The 18532-nt window shown below is 66.3% G+C and carries 21 protein-coding genes; 7 read left to right on the forward strand and 14 right to left on the reverse strand.

The features are described 5' to 3' along the window. Window positions 1-22 precede the first annotated feature (22 nt). Window positions 23-739 (reverse strand): RluA family pseudouridine synthase, encoded by a 717-nt coding sequence (locus K2Y56_RS03450; RefSeq protein ID WP_292505075.1) that lies wholly within the window; start codon window positions 737-739, stop codon window positions 23-25. Between the two features lie 41 nt (window positions 740-780). On the opposite strand from K2Y56_RS03450, the gene ftsY reads away from it, so the two are divergent. Then, a complete protein-coding gene (ftsY, locus tag K2Y56_RS03455; protein ID WP_292505078.1) occupies window positions 781-2124 on the forward strand; it encodes a signal recognition particle-docking protein FtsY in 1344 nt (447 codons plus the stop codon). A gap of 118 nt (window positions 2125-2242) precedes the next feature. Continuing rightward, window positions 2243-2854 carry a septation protein A gene (locus K2Y56_RS03460; protein ID WP_292505252.1) on the forward strand — a complete coding sequence of 204 codons (612 nt, stop codon included), beginning with the start codon at window positions 2243-2245 and terminating at the stop codon, window positions 2852-2854. 4 nt (window positions 2855-2858) lie between these two features. On the opposite strand, the gene K2Y56_RS03465 is transcribed toward K2Y56_RS03460, so the two are convergent. The 3 genes from K2Y56_RS03465 to K2Y56_RS03475 are packed head-to-tail and all read right to left on the reverse strand — an operon-like array spanning window position 2859 to window position 4398. Continuing rightward, window positions 2859-3449, reverse strand: coding sequence for a DsbE family thiol:disulfide interchange protein (locus tag K2Y56_RS03465; RefSeq protein ID WP_292505081.1), 591 nt, complete (start codon window positions 3447-3449; stop codon window positions 2859-2861). Further along, window positions 3446-3607: a heme exporter protein CcmD gene (gene ccmD / locus K2Y56_RS03470; RefSeq protein WP_292505084.1), complete on the reverse strand. Its 162-nt coding sequence runs from the start codon at window positions 3605-3607 to the stop codon at window positions 3446-3448. The genes K2Y56_RS03465 and ccmD overlap by 4 nt, the downstream gene beginning before the upstream one ends. A gap of 5 nt (window positions 3608-3612) precedes the next feature. After that, a complete protein-coding gene (locus tag K2Y56_RS03475; protein ID WP_292505254.1) occupies window positions 3613-4398 on the reverse strand; it encodes a heme ABC transporter permease in 786 nt (261 codons plus the stop codon). Between the two features lie 174 nt (window positions 4399-4572). On the opposite strand from K2Y56_RS03475, the gene trpS reads away from it, so the two are divergent. Then, a complete protein-coding gene (gene trpS / locus K2Y56_RS03480) occupies window positions 4573-5634 on the forward strand; it encodes a tryptophan--tRNA ligase (RefSeq protein ID WP_292505086.1) in 1062 nt (353 codons plus the stop codon). 2 nt (window positions 5635-5636) lie between these two features. Then, window positions 5637-6329: a haloacid dehalogenase type II gene (locus K2Y56_RS03485; protein ID WP_292505089.1), complete on the forward strand. Its 693-nt coding sequence runs from the start codon at window positions 5637-5639 to the stop codon at window positions 6327-6329. A gap of 4 nt (window positions 6330-6333) precedes the next feature. Here K2Y56_RS03485 and K2Y56_RS03490 read toward each other — a convergent pair whose 3' ends face one another. The 10 genes from K2Y56_RS03490 to K2Y56_RS03535 all read right to left on the reverse strand — a co-directional run bounded on the left by K2Y56_RS03490 (window position 6334) and on the right by K2Y56_RS03535 (window position 15612). Next, window positions 6334-6987, reverse strand: coding sequence for a pyridoxamine 5'-phosphate oxidase family protein (locus tag K2Y56_RS03490; RefSeq protein WP_292505092.1), 654 nt, complete (start codon window positions 6985-6987; stop codon window positions 6334-6336). Between the two features lie 111 nt (window positions 6988-7098). Beyond that, window positions 7099-7986 carry an alpha/beta hydrolase gene (locus K2Y56_RS03495; RefSeq protein WP_292505095.1) on the reverse strand — a complete coding sequence of 296 codons (888 nt, stop codon included), beginning with the start codon at window positions 7984-7986 and terminating at the stop codon, window positions 7099-7101. Window positions 7987-8013: 27 nt separating this feature from the next. Next, window positions 8014-8940, reverse strand: a complete 927-nt coding sequence (locus tag K2Y56_RS03500) for an SDR family oxidoreductase (protein ID WP_292505098.1) — start codon at window positions 8938-8940, stop codon at window positions 8014-8016. Between the two features lie 181 nt (window positions 8941-9121). Next, window positions 9122-10591 (reverse strand): NAD(P)/FAD-dependent oxidoreductase, encoded by a 1470-nt coding sequence (locus tag K2Y56_RS03505; RefSeq protein ID WP_292505100.1) that lies wholly within the window; start codon window positions 10589-10591, stop codon window positions 9122-9124. A gap of 239 nt (window positions 10592-10830) precedes the next feature. Further along, entirely contained in the window at window positions 10831-11850 is a 1020-nt protein-coding gene (gene ilvC / locus K2Y56_RS03510) for a ketol-acid reductoisomerase (RefSeq protein WP_292505103.1), read from the reverse strand. Window positions 11851-11975: 125 nt separating this feature from the next. Beyond that, entirely contained in the window at window positions 11976-12611 is a 636-nt protein-coding gene (locus K2Y56_RS03515; RefSeq protein ID WP_292505106.1) for a glutathione S-transferase family protein, read from the reverse strand. Between the two features lie 19 nt (window positions 12612-12630). Continuing rightward, window positions 12631-12987, reverse strand: a complete 357-nt coding sequence (locus tag K2Y56_RS03520; RefSeq protein ID WP_292505109.1) for a type II toxin-antitoxin system PemK/MazF family toxin — start codon at window positions 12985-12987, stop codon at window positions 12631-12633. Next, window positions 12971-13207, reverse strand: coding sequence for a MazF family transcriptional regulator (locus K2Y56_RS03525; protein WP_292505112.1), 237 nt, complete (start codon window positions 13205-13207; stop codon window positions 12971-12973). Before K2Y56_RS03525 ends, K2Y56_RS03520 begins: the two co-directional genes overlap by 17 nt. Window positions 13208-13270: 63 nt before the next feature. Next, a complete protein-coding gene (gene ilvN / locus K2Y56_RS03530; RefSeq protein WP_292505115.1) occupies window positions 13271-13813 on the reverse strand; it encodes an acetolactate synthase small subunit in 543 nt (180 codons plus the stop codon). 23 nt (window positions 13814-13836) lie between these two features. Next, the gene (locus K2Y56_RS03535; protein ID WP_292505118.1) at window positions 13837-15612 is read right to left on the reverse strand and encodes an acetolactate synthase 3 large subunit; all 1776 of its coding nucleotides are present in this window, start codon (window positions 15610-15612) and stop codon (window positions 13837-13839) included. A 302-nt stretch (window positions 15613-15914) separates the two neighbouring features. Here K2Y56_RS03535 and K2Y56_RS03540 point away from each other — a divergent pair, with 302 nt between their 5' ends. Genes K2Y56_RS03540 through K2Y56_RS03550 form a run of 3 tightly spaced genes read left to right on the forward strand, consistent with a single transcriptional unit; the run spans window position 15915 to window position 18507 of the window. After that, window positions 15915-16499 (forward strand): chemotaxis protein CheW, encoded by a 585-nt coding sequence (locus tag K2Y56_RS03540; RefSeq protein ID WP_366848178.1) that lies wholly within the window; start codon window positions 15915-15917, stop codon window positions 16497-16499. Beyond that, window positions 16499-17938 carry a CheR family methyltransferase gene (locus K2Y56_RS03545; RefSeq protein WP_292505121.1) on the forward strand — a complete coding sequence of 480 codons (1440 nt, stop codon included), beginning with the start codon at window positions 16499-16501 and terminating at the stop codon, window positions 17936-17938. Before K2Y56_RS03540 ends, K2Y56_RS03545 begins: the two co-directional genes overlap by 1 nt. Further along, window positions 17935-18507 carry a chemotaxis protein CheW gene (locus K2Y56_RS03550; RefSeq protein ID WP_292505124.1) on the forward strand — a complete coding sequence of 191 codons (573 nt, stop codon included), beginning with the start codon at window positions 17935-17937 and terminating at the stop codon, window positions 18505-18507. The genes K2Y56_RS03545 and K2Y56_RS03550 overlap by 4 nt, the downstream gene beginning before the upstream one ends. The last annotated feature ends 25 nt before the right edge of the window (window positions 18508-18532 follow it).

Below are 18532 nucleotides of genomic sequence, written 5' to 3' on the forward strand. Positions count from 1 at the left end.
CGCGAGAGCGAGGCAAAAGAACCTAATCCGACCGCCGTGCCGTCCACCCGCACCCCTCCAATCCCGCCCGCATATGCCCCGGTGCCGGCGCCTCGACGACGATGGGCGGCTTTCTCGGATAGAGCGGCAGGCTCAGCCGCTGGGCGTGCAGTTGCAGCCCAGGCCCTCCCGAGCGCGGCGCATTGCCGTAGATCGGGTCGCCGAGGATCGGCCAGCCCATGGCGGCGCAGTGGACCCGGAGCTGGTGCGTGCGGCCGGTGACGGGGGTCAGGGCGAGCCAGGTTTGGGTACGGTCGCCGCTGCGTCCCATCACCTGCCAATGGGTCAGCGAGGGATCGCCGGCCGGATCGGTCTTCATCCACCAGCTTCGAGGGTCGTCCGAGCGCCGGGCCAGCGGCAAGTCGATGCTGCCGGCCTCCTCCGCTGGACCGCCTTCGACGATCGCCCAATAGGTCTTGCCGACGGCGCTGGTGGCAAAAAGCTTGTTCAAGCGGGCGAGCGCCTTCGGATGCCGTCCTAAAGCCAGGCAGCCGGAGGTGTCGCGGTCGAGGCGGTGCGCGGCTTCCGGCCGGCGTGGCAGACCAAACCGCAGGGCGTCGAGCCCGTCAGTGAGCGTCGGTCCACCCTTTGGGCCAGGATGCACCGGCAATCCCGCCGGCTTGTCGATGACGAGGACGAGGCCATCGCGATAGAGGAGGCGTGCGCCTATGTCTGCTAGGAGGGCGTCGGCTGAGGGCATGGCCCTGCGCTAATCAGGCCGGGGCCGGGGAGCAAGCGTGAATGAGTGAGGACAAGAGACCCGGCTGGCTGCTGCGGCGGATGTTCGGGACGAAGGAGGAGTCCTGGCCGCCGAAGCCGGTGCCGGTTCAGCCGCCCGATCCGAAACCGGAACCCGTCACGCCGCCGCTCGACTCGCCCGCGTCCCTCTCGGAAGGCCAGCCCGATTTCGCCACGGCTGCGGATGACGTCGCCCACGTTCCGCTGCCCCCGAGCGAGCCGTCTTCCGTCGAACCCGACGCCAACGCCGTTCCGGACGAGATCGAGGGCGCCGACCTGCAGCCGGTGGAAGGCCAGGAGGAGCGCCCGCCCGCCGGCACCGCCGGCGATCCGCCGGAGCGCGGCGGCGAGTGGGCCGACACAACGAGCCAGGCCTTTGCGCCCCTGACCTCACCCCCTGAGGTAGCCAGCACCGAGCCGGAGAAGCGGAGCTGGTGGAGCCGCCTGACGGGGGGCATGAAGCGCACCTCATCCGCTCTCTCAGAACGGGTCACCGGGCTCTTCACCAAGCGCAAGCTTGATGCCGATACCCTGGAGGAGCTGGAAGATGCGCTGATCCAGGCCGATTTCGGCGTCGAGACCGCGACGCGGATATCGGAGGCGGTCGGCAAGGGCCGCTACGAGAAGGGCATCTCCCCCGACGAGGTTCGGTCGATTCTGGCGGCGGAGGTCGAGCGGGCGCTGGCGCCCGTGGCCATCCCGTTCTCCATCGACACGGCGAAGAAGCCCTTCGTCGTCCTGATGATCGGCGTCAACGGAGCGGGAAAAACCACGACCATCGGCAAGCTCTCGCTCAAGCTGAAGGCGGAGGGGCATAGCGTCATGCTGGCGGCCGGCGATACTTTCCGGGCGGCCGCGATCGAGCAGCTCAAGGTCTGGGGCGAACGGACCGGCACGCCGGTGATCTCCGGCGCACAAGGGGCCGATGCGGCCGGCCTCGCCTTCGAGGCCTTCCAGAAGGCCAAGGTGACGGGCACCGACGTCCTCCTCATCGACACCGCCGGGCGGCTGCAGAACAAGGCCGGGCTGATGGCGGAGCTCGAGAAGATCCTGCGGGTGATCCGCAAGATCGACGCCTCGGCGCCTCATGCGGTGCTGCTCGTCCTCGACGCGACGGTCGGACAGAACGCGATCAGCCAGGTCGAGCTGTTCTCGAAGGCCGCCGACGTCACCGGCCTCGTGATGACCAAGCTCGACGGCACGGCACGCGGTGGCATCCTGGTGGCGCTGGCGGCGAAGTTCGGCCTGCCGGTCCATTTCATCGGCGTCGGCGAGGGCGTGGACGATCTGGAGCCCTTCGCGGCGCGCGATTTCGCGCGGGCGATCGCCGGGCTGGAGGCGGATTAGGTGATGGGCATGAGGCGGCGTCTCCGCGTCGCTGGAGGCTCGTCCCTGATCTGATGTATAGCGGCCGCGCCGGCAACGCCCTTGCCTGCGCTCGTCGGGACCCGTAGCGACCCTCATGATGCAGATCGAAGCCGTCCCGCCGCAGCGCCACCTGCCGCCGCTCCTGAAGCTCGTCCTGGAGCTCGGGCCTCTCGTCGTGTTCTTCCTCGCCAATGCCTATGCCGAGCGGTTCGGCGTGACCGCGGACCAGAAGCTCTTCGTCGCCACCGGGGTCTTCATCCTCGCCACCGTCGTGGCGCTCTCGATCCACTACGCATTGATGCGCAGGCTGCCGATCATGCCGCTCGTATCCGGCGTGGTGGTGGTGGTGTTCGGCGGACTGACCCTGCTGCTGCAGGACAAGACCTTCATCATGATGAAGCCGACCATTGTGAACACGCTGTTCGGCATGGTCCTGCTCGGTGGCCTGATCTTCAACAAATCGCTGCTCTCGGTGGTGCTCGACAGCATGTTCGCGCTCACCGAGGAGGGCTGGCGCAAGCTCACCTTCCGCTGGGGCCTGTTCTTCTTCCTGCTCGCCATCCTCAACGAAGTGGTCTGGCGCACGCAGACGGAGGATTTCTGGGTGAGCTTCAAGGTCTTCGGCATCATGCCCCTGACCGTGATTTTCGCGCTCTCGCAGACCCCGCTGCTGATGCGTCACGAGCGCAAGGACGCGCCGAAAACCTGAACCTTCAGGATTTGGCCGCGGCAGCCCTGATCTTGTCGAGGATCGACCCGTAATTCTCCGGCGTCAGGATGCCGACGAGCTTGTCGCGGATGATGCCGTCGGGGCCGACGATGAAGGTCTCGGGCACGCCGTAGACGCCGAAATCGATGGCGGTGCGGCCGGTCGAATCCATGCCCACCGCCTGGAACGGCACGCCGTTGCGGGTGAGGAAGCGGCGTCCGTTCTCGGGTGGATCCTTGTAGTCGATCCCCACCAGTCGGACGCCGGGCTCGCGCGCGAGCCGCATCAGTTGCGGGTGCTCGACCTGACAGGGCGTGCACCACGAGGCCCAGAAATTCACGACCGTGACCCGGCCCTTGAACTCGGCGCTCGACAAGCCCGGCACCGGGCCGTTCTCGCCGACGAGGCCGGGCAGCGCCTCGAGTACGAAGGAAGGCGCCGGCTTGCCGATCATGGCGGATGGTACGGCCGAGGGGTCGGCGCCGGAGCGCAGGCGCAGGAAGAACACGGCGCAGAGGGCCGCAAAGGTCACGAGCGGCAGGATGACGAGGAGCGACCTGCGCCGCGGCGCCGCGGCCTGTGCGTCGAGGCTCACGAGCGCTCCCCGGGCGTACCGCCTTCGTCCTGCATCGCCGCGAGCGACCGGCGCTGGCTCCGGTTGTCCAGAATGGCGTGGAAGATCAGGCCGCCGATCACCAGGGCGGTGAAGGCATAGGCGCCGATGATGAAACTGCCGTGCTGCCCGAGATCCATCGCCGTCACAGGCCCTGCATCGCCGGGCCGCCGGGCGGGACGGCGCCGCGTCCGACGCTGCCGGCATCGAGGCGCTCGGCCTCGCGGATGGTCAGCACCCTCACCCGTCGGCGCAGGATCTCGGTGCGCATGGCGTAGAGGTGCAGGGTGATGCCGAGGAGTGTGAAGGCGAGGATCATCAGGAGCAGCGGATAGAGCATGCTCGGATCGATCGAGGACCCGCCCATCCGCAGGATCGAGGCCGGCTGATGGAGGGTCGACCACCAGTTCACCGAGAACTTGATGATCGGTAGGTTCACGGCCCCGACGAGGGTGAGGATCGCGATGGCGCGGGCCGCCCGGTTCGGATCCTCGATCGTCCGCCACAGGGCGATGATGCCGCAATAGATGAGGAACAGGACAAGCATCGAGGTAAGGCGCGCGTCCCAGACCCAGTAGGTGCCCCACATCGGCTTGCCCCAGAGCGAGCCGGTGACGAGGCAGATGATCGTGAAGGCGGCGCCGATCGGCGCTGCCGCGCGCTGGGCGACGTCGGCGAGGGGATGGCGCCAGACTAGGGTGCCGATCGCCGACAGCGACATCGACCCGTAGAAGAACACACCGAGCCAGGCCGCCGGAACGTGGATGTACATGATCCTGACGGTCTCGCCCTGCTGGTAGTCGGGCGGCACCACGAACCAGGTGAGATAAAGGCCGGCGGCCAGGAGAAGCCCCGAGAGCCCCGCGAGCCAGGGCATCAGCGGGGCGGTCCAGCGAAGGAAATGGCCGGGATGAGCAAGGCGCGTCCACATGCGCCGCCCATAGCGCAGGGTGCAGTGCAATCGCAATGCGGGGGTTCGGCGCATTGGCGGCTTTACCTTGACCCTCCCTGACGACCGGTCCAGAAACCTGCGCCCGCGCCGCGTCCGGAAAGGACAGCCGCGCGGCTTGCTTTCTCGCCTCACGAACGCACGGGGACACGCGCGATGGCCGCGTTCAACGATCTGGTCTTCTCCGGCGTGCAGCCGACCGGGAACCTGCATCTCGGCAATTATCTCGGCGCCGTGAAGCGGTTCGTGGAGATGCAGGCCCGCGAGGCGCAGTGCCTCTACTGCGTCGTCGATCTGCACGCGATCACGCTCTGGCAGGATCCGGCCGAGCTGAAGACGCAGATCCGCGAGGTCACCGCCGCCTTCCTCGCGGCCGGCATCGACCCGGAGCGGTCGATCGTGTTCAACCAGAGCCAGGTGCCGGCCCATGCCGAGCTCGCCTGGATCTTCAACTGCGTCGCCCGCCTCGGCTGGCTCAACCGCATGACCCAGTTCAAGGACAAGGCCGGCAAGGACCGCGAGAACGCTTCGATCGGCCTCTACGCCTATCCGGTCCTGATGGCGGCCGACATCCTGGCCTATCGCGCCACCCATGTCCCGGTCGGCGAGGACCAGAAGCAGCACCTCGAACTGACCCGAGACATCGCCCAGAAGTTCAACAACGACTTCTCGCAGTCGATCGCGGCGCATGGCCATGGCGAGGCGTTCTTCCCCGTTACCGAGCCGCTGATCGGCGGCCCGGCGGCCCGGGTGATGTCCCTGCGCGACGGCACCAAGAAGATGTCGAAATCCGACCCCTCCGACAATTCGCGCATCAATCTCACCGACGATGCCGATTCCATCGCCAACAAGGTACGCAAGGCCAAGACGGACCCCGAGCCCCTGCCCTCCGAGGTGGCGGGCCTCGCCGGGCGGCCGGAAGCCGACAACCTCGTCGGCATTTTCGCGGCATTGAAGGGGACGACCCGCGAGGCCGTGCTGGCCGATTTCGGCGGCGGGCAGTTCTCGGCGTTCAAGGGCGCCCTCGTCGAACTCGCCGTCGAGACCCTCGCGCCGCTCGGCGCCGAGATGAAGCGGCTCGTGGCCGAACCAGAGCATATCGACGCGGTCCTCGCCGACGGCGCCGAGCGGGCCGAGGCTATCGCCACTCCGACCCTCGACGCGGTCAAGGATATCGTCGGCTTCGTCCGGCGCGGGCCGCGCCTGCGCGGCGTCTGATCATGGCGATCGCGGCCCTCGTCTTCGACGTCTTCGGTACGCTGGTCGACTGGCGATCCGGCGTTGCGCGGGAAGCGGCGCGCATCCTCGGACCGGGGATCGATGCAGGCGCCTTCGCGGATGCCTGGCGGCGCCGCTACCAGCCCTCGCTGGAGCCTATCCGCTCGGGGCAACGTGCCTACGTCGATCTCGACGCGATCCATGCCGACAGTCTGGACGAGGTGATGGCCGAGTTCGGCGTTGCGGGCGTTGATCCCCAGACGAGGGCGGAACTCGTTCTTGCCTGGCACCGGCTCGATGGCTGGCCCGAGGTGGGAGAGGCCCTCGCCCGCCTGCGCTCACGCTACCTGCTGGCACCGCTCTCGAACGCCCATGTGGGGCTCGCCGTCGCGCTGGCGCGCCGCAATGGCTGGCACTTCGATGCGGTCTTCGGCGGCGGGTTCTCTCGCGACTACAAGCCGAAGCCCGCGCTCTACCTCGATGCCGTCGCGGCCTTCAGACTGAGGCCGGACGAGACCCTGATGGTCGCCGCCCATTCGAGCGACCTTGCGGCGGCGGGCCAGCTCGGCCTACCCACCGCCCATATCGCCCGTCCGCTGGAGAACGGGCCGGGCGGCGGCGAGAGGCGGCCAAGCGTGCCGACGACCTATGCCGCCGCGGACCTCGCCGATCTCGCCGCCCAACTCGGCTGCTGAGGCCTCAGCTCTCGCCGCGCGCGACGCGGGCCTCGTATTCGGGCAGCTCGATCCGGCCCTCGCGGGCGACGCGGGCCTTGTCCTCCTCGGAGATCACGTCCCCGACCATGTCGAGGCGCTTCCAGAGCGCGAGCGGCGTCTCCTTCTCGGGGACCGGCACGTAGCGGTTCTGCTCGAGCTTCTTGTACTTGTGGATGTAGCGCGGGCAGTTGACCCAGGCCTTCGTCACCTCGATCCGTACGAGGTACTTCGCCTCGGTGAACTCCGCCATCAGGGGATCGTCGCGGAGCATCCGGGCGTGGCCCTGGACGCGGACGCGGTGCGGCGTCTCGAAATCGATGAAGAGGAGCCCGACCTTCGATTGCCCCTCGATGTTACCCATCGAGTAGAACATTCCGTTGCCGTCGAGGCCCGGGAACACGAGCGTGTTGCCGTCGACGACCTTCACGAAGCCGGGGCTTCCACCCTTGTAGGAGACGGTGGGCATCCCGTCCGGGTCGACGGTGGAGAGGAAGAACATGTCGCGGCTGCCGATGAAGGCCGCCTCGTTCTCGCCGATCCGGTCCTGAACCCAGCCGGTGTCGAGGCGTTCGGCAAGCTTGACGGTGTTGAACTCTTCCTGAAGCGCGCGGTGCGCATCGTAGTAAAGCGACGCCATGACATCCTCCCTTGATGGCTTTTGAGGGCGGCGGCCTCGCTGGAATGGGCCGCCTGTCCTGCTCCGCTTGTGCCCGAAATCCCGGCTGAAGGGAAAGCCGAGCCTCGATCTTTACGGCCGATGCGCTTTCAGAAAGTGCGCTGCCTCGTTGAGGGAGCGCCGCGCCTCCGGCAGGAGCGGATCGGCGAACTGCCAGCCATGGGGGACCACCTTCCACAGCTTCAATTCCGCGTCGCCACCCGCGGCCTGGATCTTTCCCGCGAGACGCACCGCATCGTCGCGCAGGACCTCGCGGGCGCCGACATGGATCAGCATCGGCGGCAGGTCACGCATCTCGCCTGCAAGAGGCGAGGCATATGGATGAGCCGGGTCAGCCTCACCGAGATAGCATTCGGCTAGCCGCTCAAGCGCGTGCCCTCCGAATATCGCATCGCGTTCGGCATTCTCCGTATACGAGGGTCCGGTACCGATGAGATCCGTGACCGGCGAGAACAGAACTGCGGCGATGGGCGGTGTGAAGCCTTCGTCCCGTGCCCTCATCATCAGTGCCAGCGCCAGGTTGCCTCCGGCGGAATCTCCAGCAATGGCGGCAGGTCCTTCACGCGAGAAATCGAGCCAGGCGGCAATGGCGTCGTCGAGGGCTGCGGGGAACGGGTGTTCTGGCGCCAGCCGGTAATCGACTGTCAGCACGTCGAAACCGCGCAGTGCGAAGGCTCCTGTGAGCGGCCGGTAGATGCGGCTCGACATCGCCACGAAGCCGCCGCCGTGCAGGTAGAACAGCCGCGGGCGGTCTCCCGGCCGGGCCTGTACCCGTTCGCAAGCGACATTTCCGCTCAAGCAGGGAGCGTAATGGACGCCCCTGCGCGCCCGCAGGAGGGGCCGGTCGAAAATCTTGTCGAAGATCTTCCGGAACCGCCGTGCGTCCTTCGCTCGTCCGAAGTGATCCTTCACCGTGCGATGCAGGAGGGCATGGAGGAAGTGGGCCCGCAGACTTGCCAATGGCTGTGTTCCGGCGCGCGTCGCGTCTTATCCGACCGCCTGCCGGCCGACACCGGTCAGATCGTTGGTTCCCTCGGGAGGCGGGATGAGCCGGCTTTCGCGCGGGGGATCGCTTCGGGTCGCTCGGAGAGCGGTCGGGGGTGGGCCGGATGTACCATTCGCGGCCGCCGCGCGTTGTTCGGCGAGCACCATGCGGACTCGCATCCTGGCGAGGACGGGCATGAAACGTTGCGTCCACCATGCCACCCGGGCCAGGAACGGCCTGACGACAACACCCTCCCCTCGCTCGACCGCATCGAGGGCCTGCCGCGCGAAGACATCGACCGGCATCGGCGCACCGCAGAGGCGTGTCAGGTACGAGCGATTATCTGGCCGCCACGGCACCGACGGCAGGTCGGACGGATTGTCCCGGTCGAGGATCGGGGTCTCGACGGCACCGGGGCAGAGGACGCTGACATTGACGCCATAGGCAACAGCCTCAGCGCGCAGGCTGAGCGACAGCCCGACAACCGCGTGCTTCGTGGCCGCGTAGGGCGTGCCGAGCGGGCCGAGAGAGAGGCCGGCGATCGACGAAACGTTGACGATAGTGCCGCTGCCCCGACGCTGCATGGCCGGATAGGCGGCAGCGACGCCGTGGACGACGCCGCGCAGGTTGATGTCGATGATGCGGTCCCAGTGAGCCAGCGTGAGATCCTGTACCTCGCCACTGATCGGGATGCCGGCGTTGTTGACCAGCATGTCGAGGTGCCCGGACTCCTCGACGATGTGTCGGACACAGGCCGCGACAGCCTCGGCATCGCGCACGTCGAGGCTGGCGTGGCGGCTGAAGGGCCCGATCAGGGCGGCGGTCGCCTCGGCGCTCGAGCCGTCGATATCCGTTGCGGTGACGAGGAAGCCGCGTCGCCCGAGTTCACAAGCCAAGGCACGGCCGATGCCCGAACCCGCGCCTGTCACCAGCGCCGTCCTCGGCGCCGATGCTGCCGAATGTCGTCCCAAACCGGTCATGCCGCGAGTCCAGGATCGCGGTTCGAAGGCGCTTCAAGCATCAACGGCCCTTCGCTCCGCTCGGAAGATCGATCGACGGACCCGGCTCTCGACATCACGCGGAGATCCCGACCCGCCGGCCAGAACGAACTCATGACTGAAAGTCGTAATCATCGCGTTTGAAGCGACGCGTCATAGCCCGGAATCGGCTTACGAGTCCTGGCCAATTGTTGGTGATGCGGCCGTCGGTCGTCTTGTACCAGGAGGGGCAGGACACGTTCCAAACCGTTTCCTTCAAATGAACCCTCAACCACTGGTCGAAGGCAGTCGCCGCTGCCGGCTTGACGCTGAGGGTACGCAGCCGATGCTCCTCAAGTAGCTTGATGCCTTCGACGACGTAGTCCGCCTGCGCCTCCAGCATCTTTACGATGGAATCGTGGCTGAGATTGGTGTTCGGGCCGTAGAGGATGAACAGGTTGGGAAAGCCCGGAACGCTCATGCCGAGATAGGCGAAGGCACCCTTCCCCCAGGCCTCGTTCAGCGCACGTCCATCTGGCCCGACGATATGGAGTGCCGCCAAGGGGTTGGCGGCGGCAAAGCCGGTCGCGAGCACGAGCGCGTCGGCTTTGTGCAGGAACCCTTCGGCCGTCACGACCCCATCCGCCACGACCGCAGTGATCGCCTGAGTGACGATCTCGACCTTGTCCTGGTCGAGGGCGGGATACCAGTCGTCGGAAATCAGGACACGCTTGCAGCCGAGCCGATAGGTCGGGACTAGCGCCGAACGTTTTTCAGGCGAACGCACGCCGCGCCGGATCCGCCGTCGCACGCGCCACGCCATGGGCGCCAGCATCCACGGGAAGCGGACGAAGGCGACCCCGCGCATCTCGTTCTTCGCGCCGATCGCCGTCCGGTAGAGGCGCGCCAGCGAAGGCACGGCCGACAGAAGCCTGCGTTCCAGCCGCGTAAAAGGACGATCGCCCTTTGGGAGAACCCAGGCCCCCGAGCGCTGGAACAGGATCAGCCGCTCCACTGCCGGAACGATAGACGGTACGATCTGAACTGCGCTCGCCCCCGTCCCGATGACCGCAACGGTCTTGCCGCTCGGATCGAAGGCGGCGTCCCAGCGCGCGGAGTGGAAGCAGGGACCCGCAAAGCGTTCGAGACCGGGGATCGCCGGCATCGATGGACGATTGAGCTGACCGCAGGCTGGAGCCAGGATTCGCGCCTCGATGATTTCGCCCTCGCCCGTCGAGAGCCGCCATCGCCCTGCCGTCGCATCGAAGACGGCGCTCACGATCTCGGTCCCGAATCTCACATGGGACAACAGGCCCTGATCGCGCGCGCATGCGGCGAGGTAGCGTTGGATCTCGGCCTGGCCAGCGAATTTGCGAGTCCACGCTGGCGTCGGAAGGAACGAGTAGGAATAGAGGTACGAATCGATGTCGCAGGCTGCGCCCGGATAGGCATTTTCGAACCAGGTGCCACCGACCTCCGGGTTCTTGTCGATCACCACGAAGTCGTGAATGCCCGCGGCCTTCAACTTCATGGCGAGACAGAGCCCGCCGAAACCCGCGCCGACGATCGCGACGGTAACGGCGGGATCAGCCAACGGCTTCACGCCCGATGGTCGGCAGAGAGGATGGCTTCGCGATCCTCGAACGGGATGGGCGGGTCTGGGAGATCACGGCGAACCTCATGGGACGATCCGATGGAAGAGGTTCATCCCGATCACGCTAAGGTTCGGGAGGAAACACGAGGTCGCACACTCGTCTCAGGATGCCGCGGCAAAAGAAGGGCCAGGCTCCATCGGAGCCTGGCCCAACTGAAAAAACCTCGGCTGTCGCCGCTCCGACGTCCTCAGTTCCGGGTCTTGTCCACCAGAGCCTTCTCGCCGATCCACGGCATCATGCCGCGCAGGCGAGCGCCGACCTCCTCGATGGGGTGGGCGGCGAGCTTGGCGCGGGTGGCCTTGAACGAGGTCTGGCCGACCTTGTTCTCCAGCATCCAGTTGCGGGTGAAGATGCCCGACTGGATATCCGTGAGGACGCGCTTCATCTCGGCCTTGGTCTCGGGGGTCACGATGCGCGGGCCGGTGACGTACTCGCCGTATTCGGCGGTGTTCGAGATCGAGTAGTTCATGTTGGCGATGCCGCCCTCGTAGATGAGGTCGACGATGAGCTTCACCTCGTGAAGGCACTCGAAATAGGCCATCTCGGGGGCATAGCCCGCCTCCACCAGGGTCTCGAAGCCGGCTTTGATCAGCTCGACGAGGCCGCCGCAGAGCACGGCCTGCTCGCCGAACAGGTCGGTCTCGCACTCTTCCTTGAAGGTGGTCTCGATGATGCCGGCGCGGCCGCCGCCATTGGCCGAGGCGTAGGACAGTCCGAGGTCATGGGCGTTGCCCGAGGCGTCCTGGGCGATGGCGATCAGGGTCGGCACGCCGCCGCCCTTGAGGTACTCGCCGCGCACGGTGTGGCCGGGGCCCTTCGGGGCGACCATGAGGACGTCGAGATCCTTGCGCGGCTCGATCAGGTTGAAGTGGACGTTGAGGCCGTGGGCGAACAGGAGGGCGGCGCCCTGCTTCATGTTCGGCTCCAGGGACTCCTTGTAGATGTCGCCCTGCAGCTCGTCCGGGGTCAGCATCATGACGACGTCGGCCTGCTTGGCGGCGTCGGCGACGGACATCACCGTGAAGCCCTCGTGCTCCGCCTTCTTGGCGGTGGCCGAGCCCTCACGCAGGGCGATGACGATGCCCTGCACGCCCGAATCGCGCAGGTTCAGTGCGTGCGCGTGGCCCTGGCTGCCGTAGCCGACGATGACGACCTTCTTGCCCTTGATCAGGTTGAGGTCGGCGTCACGATCGTAATAGACCCGCATGGCGGTCCCTTCTCTTCCAATAGACATGAGTGCGCCCCGGCGCCCTCATCTGAAACGACATCCGCGCGGCCGTGCGAGAGCCGGCTTTTAGCGGGGTGATCCCCGCGGCGAAAGGGGGAATTGCTTCACGCCGGCAGTTCCAGGCCTTCCCGCGCGAAGACCGCCTGCACCGCAGGCCGCTGCGCCATGGCGCGGGCATGCGCCGTCCAATGCGGGAAGCGGTCGGGCATGTCGAACTTGAGCGCGGGACCGCGACCCCAGGTCCAGAACAGCAGCAGGTAGGGATCGACCACGCTGTAGCGATCCGCCACGGCCCAGCCGCCGTTCGAGAGCTTCACCTCTGTCATCGTGAAGAGATCGCCGCAGGTGTCGGCGCCCTTGGCGCTGATGGCCAGATAGGCCTCCTCGTCGGCGGTATATCGCTCTGGCCGGCGGACATGCGCGTAGGCGATGTGGTGGCTCGTCGCCATCCAGGTCAGCCACTCGTCGGCGATCGCCTGATCGCGCGGAATCTCCGGCCAGAAGGTGGGATGGAGACGGGCGATGTGGCGCAGGATGGCGGTGTTCTCCGTGAGTACCCAGCCGTCCTCGACCAGAGCCGGCACCCGGCCGCGCTCATTGACGGCAAGATATTCGGGGCTGCGCTGGTCACCGGCCATGAGGTTGAGACGCGCGGTCTCGAAGGGAGCGCCCGCCTCTTCGAGGGCGATGTGAGACGCTAGCGAGCAGGCGCCGGGGGCGTAGTAGAGGGTGGTCGGCATCGGAGATCTGTGCTTCCCGTCAATCGTTACGAAGACCGAGCAGAACCGCGATCTGATCCTTCGCCTCGGTGAGAACATGGTCCGGAACTGAGCCTAGACGGCGCAGAATCCGCTCATGGCGATCGATGGCCCGCAGTTGATCCGTCAGCACCGCGCCCTTGGCAGCGAGTCCTGGCGGCAGCAGGACCTTGCTCGGCCAAGGATCGATGTTGCTCGTGATCGGGCAGATGAGAGCGCGTCTGGTTAGAAGATGTACGTTCCGGACCGAGACGACGAGAGCTGGACGGCGGCCGTCCTGCTCGCTGCCGCGCACGGGTCCGAGCTCGACCAGAACGAGGTCACCGGGCTCGACACCTACGTCATCGCGGATCGTCATCAATGATCTCGGAACCGCGGTCTGGCCCCCAATCGATCGTTTCCGGCTCATGAGCGGGTCCAAGCCGCCGCATCTCTGCGAACATCTCTTCGGCCGTGATGCGTCGCCGCTTTGGAGTCACCTCGACGATCTGTCCCTCGCTGAGGCCCAGCGCACGGACCTCATCGGAGGAAAGCTTCACCGCGAGGTCGTCGCCCCATCGGACTACCTTCGCTTCCATGGCGGTCTCCACAGGTTAGATGACACCGAAGTGATAGCGTAGAACGACGCTGAAAGCTTCGCCTCACATCGGTTCGGCACCCCGTCCCATGGCGGCGATCCCGGTGCGGGAGATCTCGACGAGTCCGATCACCGTCATCAGGCCGATGAAGCGGTCGATCTCCTCCGTCGTGCCGGTCACCTCGAAAACGAAGGAGTTCAGGGTTGCGTCGAGGGTCTTGGCGCCGAAGGCGGCGGCAAGGGTGAGGGACTCGGTGCGATGCTCGCCGGTGCCTGCCACCTTCACGAGGCAGAGCTCGCGCTCGAGTGCCTTGCCTTGGAGCGTCAGGTCGACGACCCGGTGCACCGGCACCAGCCGGTCGAGCTGCGCCTTGATCTGCTGGATCACCGCATCGGTGCCGGCGGTGACGATGGTGATGCGCGACAAGTGGCGCGCCACCTCGGTCTCCGACACCGTCAGGCTTTCGATGTTGTAGCCTCTCCCCGAGAACATGCCGGAGATCCGGGCGAGGACGCCCGGCTCGTTGTCGACGATGACGGCCAGCGTGTGCCGGTTGATGGCCTCGACCTTGCCGGCGTCGGGGTAGTGCGTGTTCATGGCGTTCATGGGCGTGTCTCCTCAGCCGGCCGTCAGACCAGCATCTTGCCTTCTTCGGAGATCACGTCGCCGAGCTCGACCCCGGTCTCGCCGAGGTAGTCCGACAGCAGCATCTCGTTATGCGCCTTGCCCGACGGGATCATCGGGAAGCAGTTCTCCTTCTTGTCGACGACGCAGTCGAACAGGACCGGCCCGTCGTAATCGAGCATCTCCTGGATCGCCGCATCGAGGTCGCCCGGCTTCTCACAACGGATGCCCTTGGCGCCGTAGGCCTCGGCGAGCTTCACGAAGTCCGGCAGGCTCTCGGAATAGCTCTGCGAGTAGCGAGAGCCATGCAGCAGTTCCTGCCACTGGCGAACCATGCCCATGTACTCGTTGTTCAGGATGAAGATCTTGACCGGTAGCCGGTACTGAACAGCCGTCGAGAGTTCCTGCATGTTCATCAGGATGGAGGCTTCGCCGGCGATGTCGATGACGAGGCCATTGGGATGGGCGAGCTGAGTGCCGATGGCGGCGGGCAGGCCGTAGCCCATCGTGCCGAGGCCGCCTGAGGTCATCCAGCGGTTGGGCTCGTCGAACTTGTAGTATTGCGCCGCCCACATCTGGTGCTGGCCGACTTCCGTCGTGATGTAGGTCTCGCGGTCCTTGGTCGCCTCATAGAGGCGCTGAACGGCGTATTGCGGCTTGATGATCGTGCCCGACGGCCAATAGTTCAGGCATTCCCGCGCCTTCCAGGTGCGGATCTTGGAGAACCACCCCTCGAGCCGATCCTTGTCGGGTTTGGCCGGCAGCGCGCGCCAGGCGGCGAGCATGTCCTCGAGCACCGAGCCGCAATCTCCGACGATGCCGACATCGACCTTGACGACCTTGTTGATCGAGGAGGCATCGACGTCGATGTGGATCTTCTTCGAGAATGGCGCGAAGGCGTCGAGGCGTCCCGTGATGCGGTCGTCGAAGCGCGCCCCGACGCAGATCATCACGTCGCATTCATGCATCGCGAGATTGGCCTCGTAGGTCCCGTGCATGCCGAGCATGCCGAGGAACTGTTCGTTCGAAGCCGGAAATGCGCCGAGACCCATCAGGGTTGAGGTCACGGGAAAGCCTGTCTCGGCCGCGAGCTTGCGCAGCAGCGTCGATGCGTGCGGGCCGGAATTGATGACGCCGCCGCCGGTATAGAGGATCGGACGCCGTGCGGAGGCCATCAGCTCGACGGCGGCCTGGATGGCCTGGGCGTCGCCCTTGAAGGCAGGGCGGTAGGTCTTGTGGCCGTTCTGGGGCGGGCGCTCGTAGAGTCCGCTGGCAAACTGGATGTCCTTGGGCAGGTCGACGACGACGGGGCCGGGACGGCCGTTCGAGGCGACGTAGAAGGCCTCGTGCAGGATACGCGGCAGGTCGTCGATCGATTTGACGAGGTAATTGTGCTTCGTGCAGTGGCGCGTGATGCCGACCGTGTCGCATTCCTGGAAGGCGTCGGTGCCGATGAGGTGCGTGGGCACCTGCCCGGTGATGCAGACGAGCGGGATCGAATCCATCATCGCATCGGTCAGCCCGGTGATGATGTTGGTGGCGCCGGGCCCGGACGTGACGAGAACGCAGCCGACCTTGCCGGACGAGCGAGCATAACCTTCGGCCGCGTGGACCGCGCCCTGCTCGTGGCGCACGAGGATGTGCTTGAGCTCTTCCTGATGGAAGAGGGCATCGTAGATCGGCAGCACCGCGCCGCCCGGATACCCGAACAGCGTGTCGACACCCTGATCCCGGAACGCCCGGATGACCATTTCGGCCCCGGTCATGACCTCGCCGCTCATCGTATCTGCTCCTCGAAACGCGCCTGAACCGCGTGTCATTCGTCTCGTCACGGGCAATAAAAAAGGGCCCCGAGGGACCCTGCATGCGCCACCATCCGGATCGCGACCCCTGGTATCAGGGGCGCCCCGTCGGTGACGCTTCCGTTACGATAAGGATGACGCGCATCGAAAACCCAAAAGTCCCCGTATCGCCACTATGACGATTCGAACGTTAGTGCGTCTGAATATCCGACGGCGCATAGCTGGTCAACGGCGAAACCGCCGCCATTGCTCGCATCGCATCGGGTGATCACTGTTCTCGTTTGCTCCCATCGGCAAGTCCGTCCTATTTCAGGCCTTGGTCTTCACCGTCGTACCCCTCGCGCCGCCTCGACCGGAGTCACTCCCTGGCCCTCTCATCGACCACGGCCTATCTCCTCCTCACGGTGGCGGATACGCGCTGCGCCCTCGCACAGGCCGAGATACGCGAGATTCTGCCGCTTCCCCATCTCCATCGGCCGCCGGCGTCGGGGCCGCTCCTCGCAGGCTTCCTCGATCTCGGCGGGATGCCGGTGGCGGCGATCGATCTCGCCCGGCTGCTCGGATTGCGGTCGAAAACGCCGTCGCCACAGGACGACGACCCTTATCGCCACCTCATCCTGTCGGCATTCTCAGATACTGCCTTGCTGGTCGACCGCGTCGAAGACCTTCTGCGGGTTCCAGCTGACGCGATTCGCCCGGTTTCCAGCGCCCATACCCTGAACGGCTGCGTCGTGGCTGAAATCGCCTGGGATGACGCCCTCATCCCGGTTCTGGCCATGGCCCAGGTTCTGACCGCCGAGGAGACGAGCCGCGTGGCGGCACTCGCGGGGCTGGAGGCGGAGCGTCTCGCCGCGCTGGCGATCTGATGATGCGCCCAATCCGGCCCGGTCCCGGTGAGGACCCGGATTACCCGGCGCTCAAGGCGCTGGTGATCGCCCGAACCGGCCATCATTACTACCTCGACAAGGATTCCCTTCTTTTCGATCGACTCCACCGGAGGTTCAAAGCCTGCGGGCTGGCGGATTCCGGCGGCTATCTCGCCCGCTTGAAGGACAGAGAAGCAGGTCCGCCGGAATGGGCAGCCCTGGAATCCGAGATCACCATCGGCGAGACGTTCTTCTTCCGCTACGCCGAGCAGTTCGCGGCCCTGCGCGAAACGATCCTGCCCGGCCTAATCGCGGCGCGTTCGAAAGACCGGACGCTTCGAATTTGGAGCGCCGGCTGTTCAACCGGTGCCGAGCCCTACTCTATCGCGGTCCTGCTTTACGACCTTCTGGGCGCCGAACTCACCAGCTGGAATATCTCCATCACCGGCACCGATATCGACGCTGCCGCGCTGGAGGTGGGTCGCTCCGGGGAATATGGCCGCTGGGCTCTGAGGACGATGCTGCCGGACGAGCGTCAGCGCCTGTTCGTCGCCGGCCCTCCGGCTCCGGGCGCCGCCCGCGAGGGCAGCTTCACCCTGCGTCAGCAATTCCGTCGAATGGTCAGGTTCGAGCTCCAGAATCTCCTGGCGCTCCTTGACGGCGGGTTGCCCCGGTTCTCCGATTTCGACCTCATCCTGTGCCGCAACGTACTGATCTATTTCGATGCCGAGACCGTTCTGAGCCTCGTTCGCAGTTTCGGCTGGCGTCTGAAGCTCGATGGTTGGCTCCTCCTCGGCCATGCCGAGCCGAACCCGAGCTTCGCCGACGTCCTCGACCCGGTCACCCTTCCCGGAACCGTCGCGTACCGCCCGCGCGGCGCCATCCCGATCCGGGCGCCTCGCCCGGAATGGAGGCCGCTGCCGATGCCGGAGCTCGATCTGGAACCGGAAATGAAACCTGAGTTCGAGCCAGCGCATCGACCGCCTTTGGCTCCACCTCCGGCAGTCTTCGCAATCGCAGAGGGCCCGCAGGCCACGTCGTCTCTCGACCGGATCCGCATGCTTTCGGATGCCGGAGAGACCGCCGAGGCGTGGCGCGAGGTCCGCGTGGCGATCGACGACGACCCGACCTTGGCGCCGCTGCACTATTATGACGGCCTCCTCGCCTGGAGCCTGGGGCGCGATGCCGAAGCCGAACGGGCGCTGCGGGGCGCGCTCTACCTCGACCGTGACTTCGTCATGGCGCATTACCAACTCGGGCTTCTCATGATCTCCACGGGCCGGGCGGCCGAAGCTCTGCGCATCCTGGACAATGCCGTTCGGATTGCGAGCCTCCTGCCTCCCCAAGAAGCCCTGCCCGAGGGCGATGGTACCCGCGCGGGCGACCTTGCCGTCGGCGCTGCCCTGGCGCGCGATGCGCTTCTGGACAAAGTCTCATGACCATACCGCTCCCCGTCGCTGAAACACCCCGAGATTCGGACGCCCGTATCAAGGCCCTCCTCGACGAGCGCTCCGTGGCCTTGGCCCGGCGGGGAGCCTCCGAGGCAGCTTTGGCCACCCGCTCGATTCTACTCTGCCTCTGCGGGCCCGATCGCTACGGCCTCTCGCTCGACAGCGTCGCCCAAGTCATCCCAGCACGGCATTGTACCCGCGTTCCGGGAGCCAGCGCGGCGGTCGTCGGTCTCGCGGGCCTTTCCGGGCGCGTCGTGAGCGTCATTGCCCTGGCTGCCGCGATGGGAGGGCACGCGCGCCACGTCGAAGGCTACGAGACGGAGCAGCCATCCGGTCACTTCGTGGTGCTCAAGGGGGCTGGAGCCGCGTTCGCCCTCGCCGTCGATCGCGTCGAGGGCGTCGTGGAGATCCCGGTCGACGCGATCGATCCGCCCCCAGGCAAGGAGGGCACGGGCCTGGGAAGCGCTGCGGTTTCGGTCTATGCAGCGACCGGATCGTCGAACGAGGCCATCGTCTTGGTCGACACGCGGCGCCTGCTGCGACGCTACCGCCCCTGAGGCGGCCGGACCTCATCCAGGGAGC

This window comes from Methylobacterium sp., from assembly GCF_019745455.1.
Classification (GTDB): domain Bacteria; phylum Pseudomonadota; class Alphaproteobacteria; order Rhizobiales; family Beijerinckiaceae; genus Methylobacterium.

Bases quoted from the DNA above. Each gene is read 5' to 3' on its own strand.
- ilvC (WP_292505103.1), bottom strand. From the start codon at position 11,850: ATGCGGGTCTATTACGATCGTGACGCCGACCTCAACCTGATCAAGGGC.
- trpS (WP_292505086.1), top strand. From the start codon at position 4,573: ATGGCCGCGTTCAACGATCTGGTCTTCTCCGGCGTGCAGCCGACCGGG.
- K2Y56_RS03490 (WP_292505092.1), bottom strand. From the start codon at position 6,987: ATGGCGTCGCTTTACTACGATGCGCACCGCGCGCTTCAGGAAGAGTTC.
- K2Y56_RS03515 (WP_292505106.1), bottom strand. From the start codon at position 12,611: ATGCCGACCACCCTCTACTACGCCCCCGGCGCCTGCTCGCTAGCGTCT.
- K2Y56_RS03545 (WP_292505121.1), top strand. From the start codon at position 16,499: ATGATGCGCCCAATCCGGCCCGGTCCCGGTGAGGACCCGGATTACCCG.
- ilvN (WP_292505115.1), bottom strand. From the start codon at position 13,813: ATGAACGCCATGAACACGCACTACCCCGACGCCGGCAAGGTCGAGGCC.
- K2Y56_RS03525 (WP_292505112.1), bottom strand. From the start codon at position 13,207: ATGGAAGCGAAGGTAGTCCGATGGGGCGACGACCTCGCGGTGAAGCTT.
- ccmD (WP_292505084.1), bottom strand. From the start codon at position 3,607: ATGGATCTCGGGCAGCACGGCAGTTTCATCATCGGCGCCTATGCCTTC.
- K2Y56_RS03520 (WP_292505109.1), bottom strand. From the start codon at position 12,987: ATGACGATCCGCGATGACGTAGGTGTCGAGCCCGGTGACCTCGTTCTG.
- K2Y56_RS03550 (WP_292505124.1), top strand. From the start codon at position 17,935: ATGACCATACCGCTCCCCGTCGCTGAAACACCCCGAGATTCGGACGCC.
- K2Y56_RS03450 (WP_292505075.1), bottom strand. From the start codon at position 739: ATGCCCTCAGCCGACGCCCTCCTAGCAGACATAGGCGCACGCCTCCTC.
- K2Y56_RS03535 (WP_292505118.1), bottom strand. From the start codon at position 15,612: ATGAGCGGCGAGGTCATGACCGGGGCCGAAATGGTCATCCGGGCGTTC.
- K2Y56_RS03475 (WP_292505254.1), bottom strand. From the start codon at position 4,398: ATGTGGACGCGCCTTGCTCATCCCGGCCATTTCCTTCGCTGGACCGCC.
- K2Y56_RS03485 (WP_292505089.1), top strand. From the start codon at position 5,637: ATGGCGATCGCGGCCCTCGTCTTCGACGTCTTCGGTACGCTGGTCGAC.
- ftsY (WP_292505078.1), top strand. From the start codon at position 781: ATGAGTGAGGACAAGAGACCCGGCTGGCTGCTGCGGCGGATGTTCGGG.
- K2Y56_RS03460 (WP_292505252.1), top strand. From the start codon at position 2,243: ATGCAGATCGAAGCCGTCCCGCCGCAGCGCCACCTGCCGCCGCTCCTG.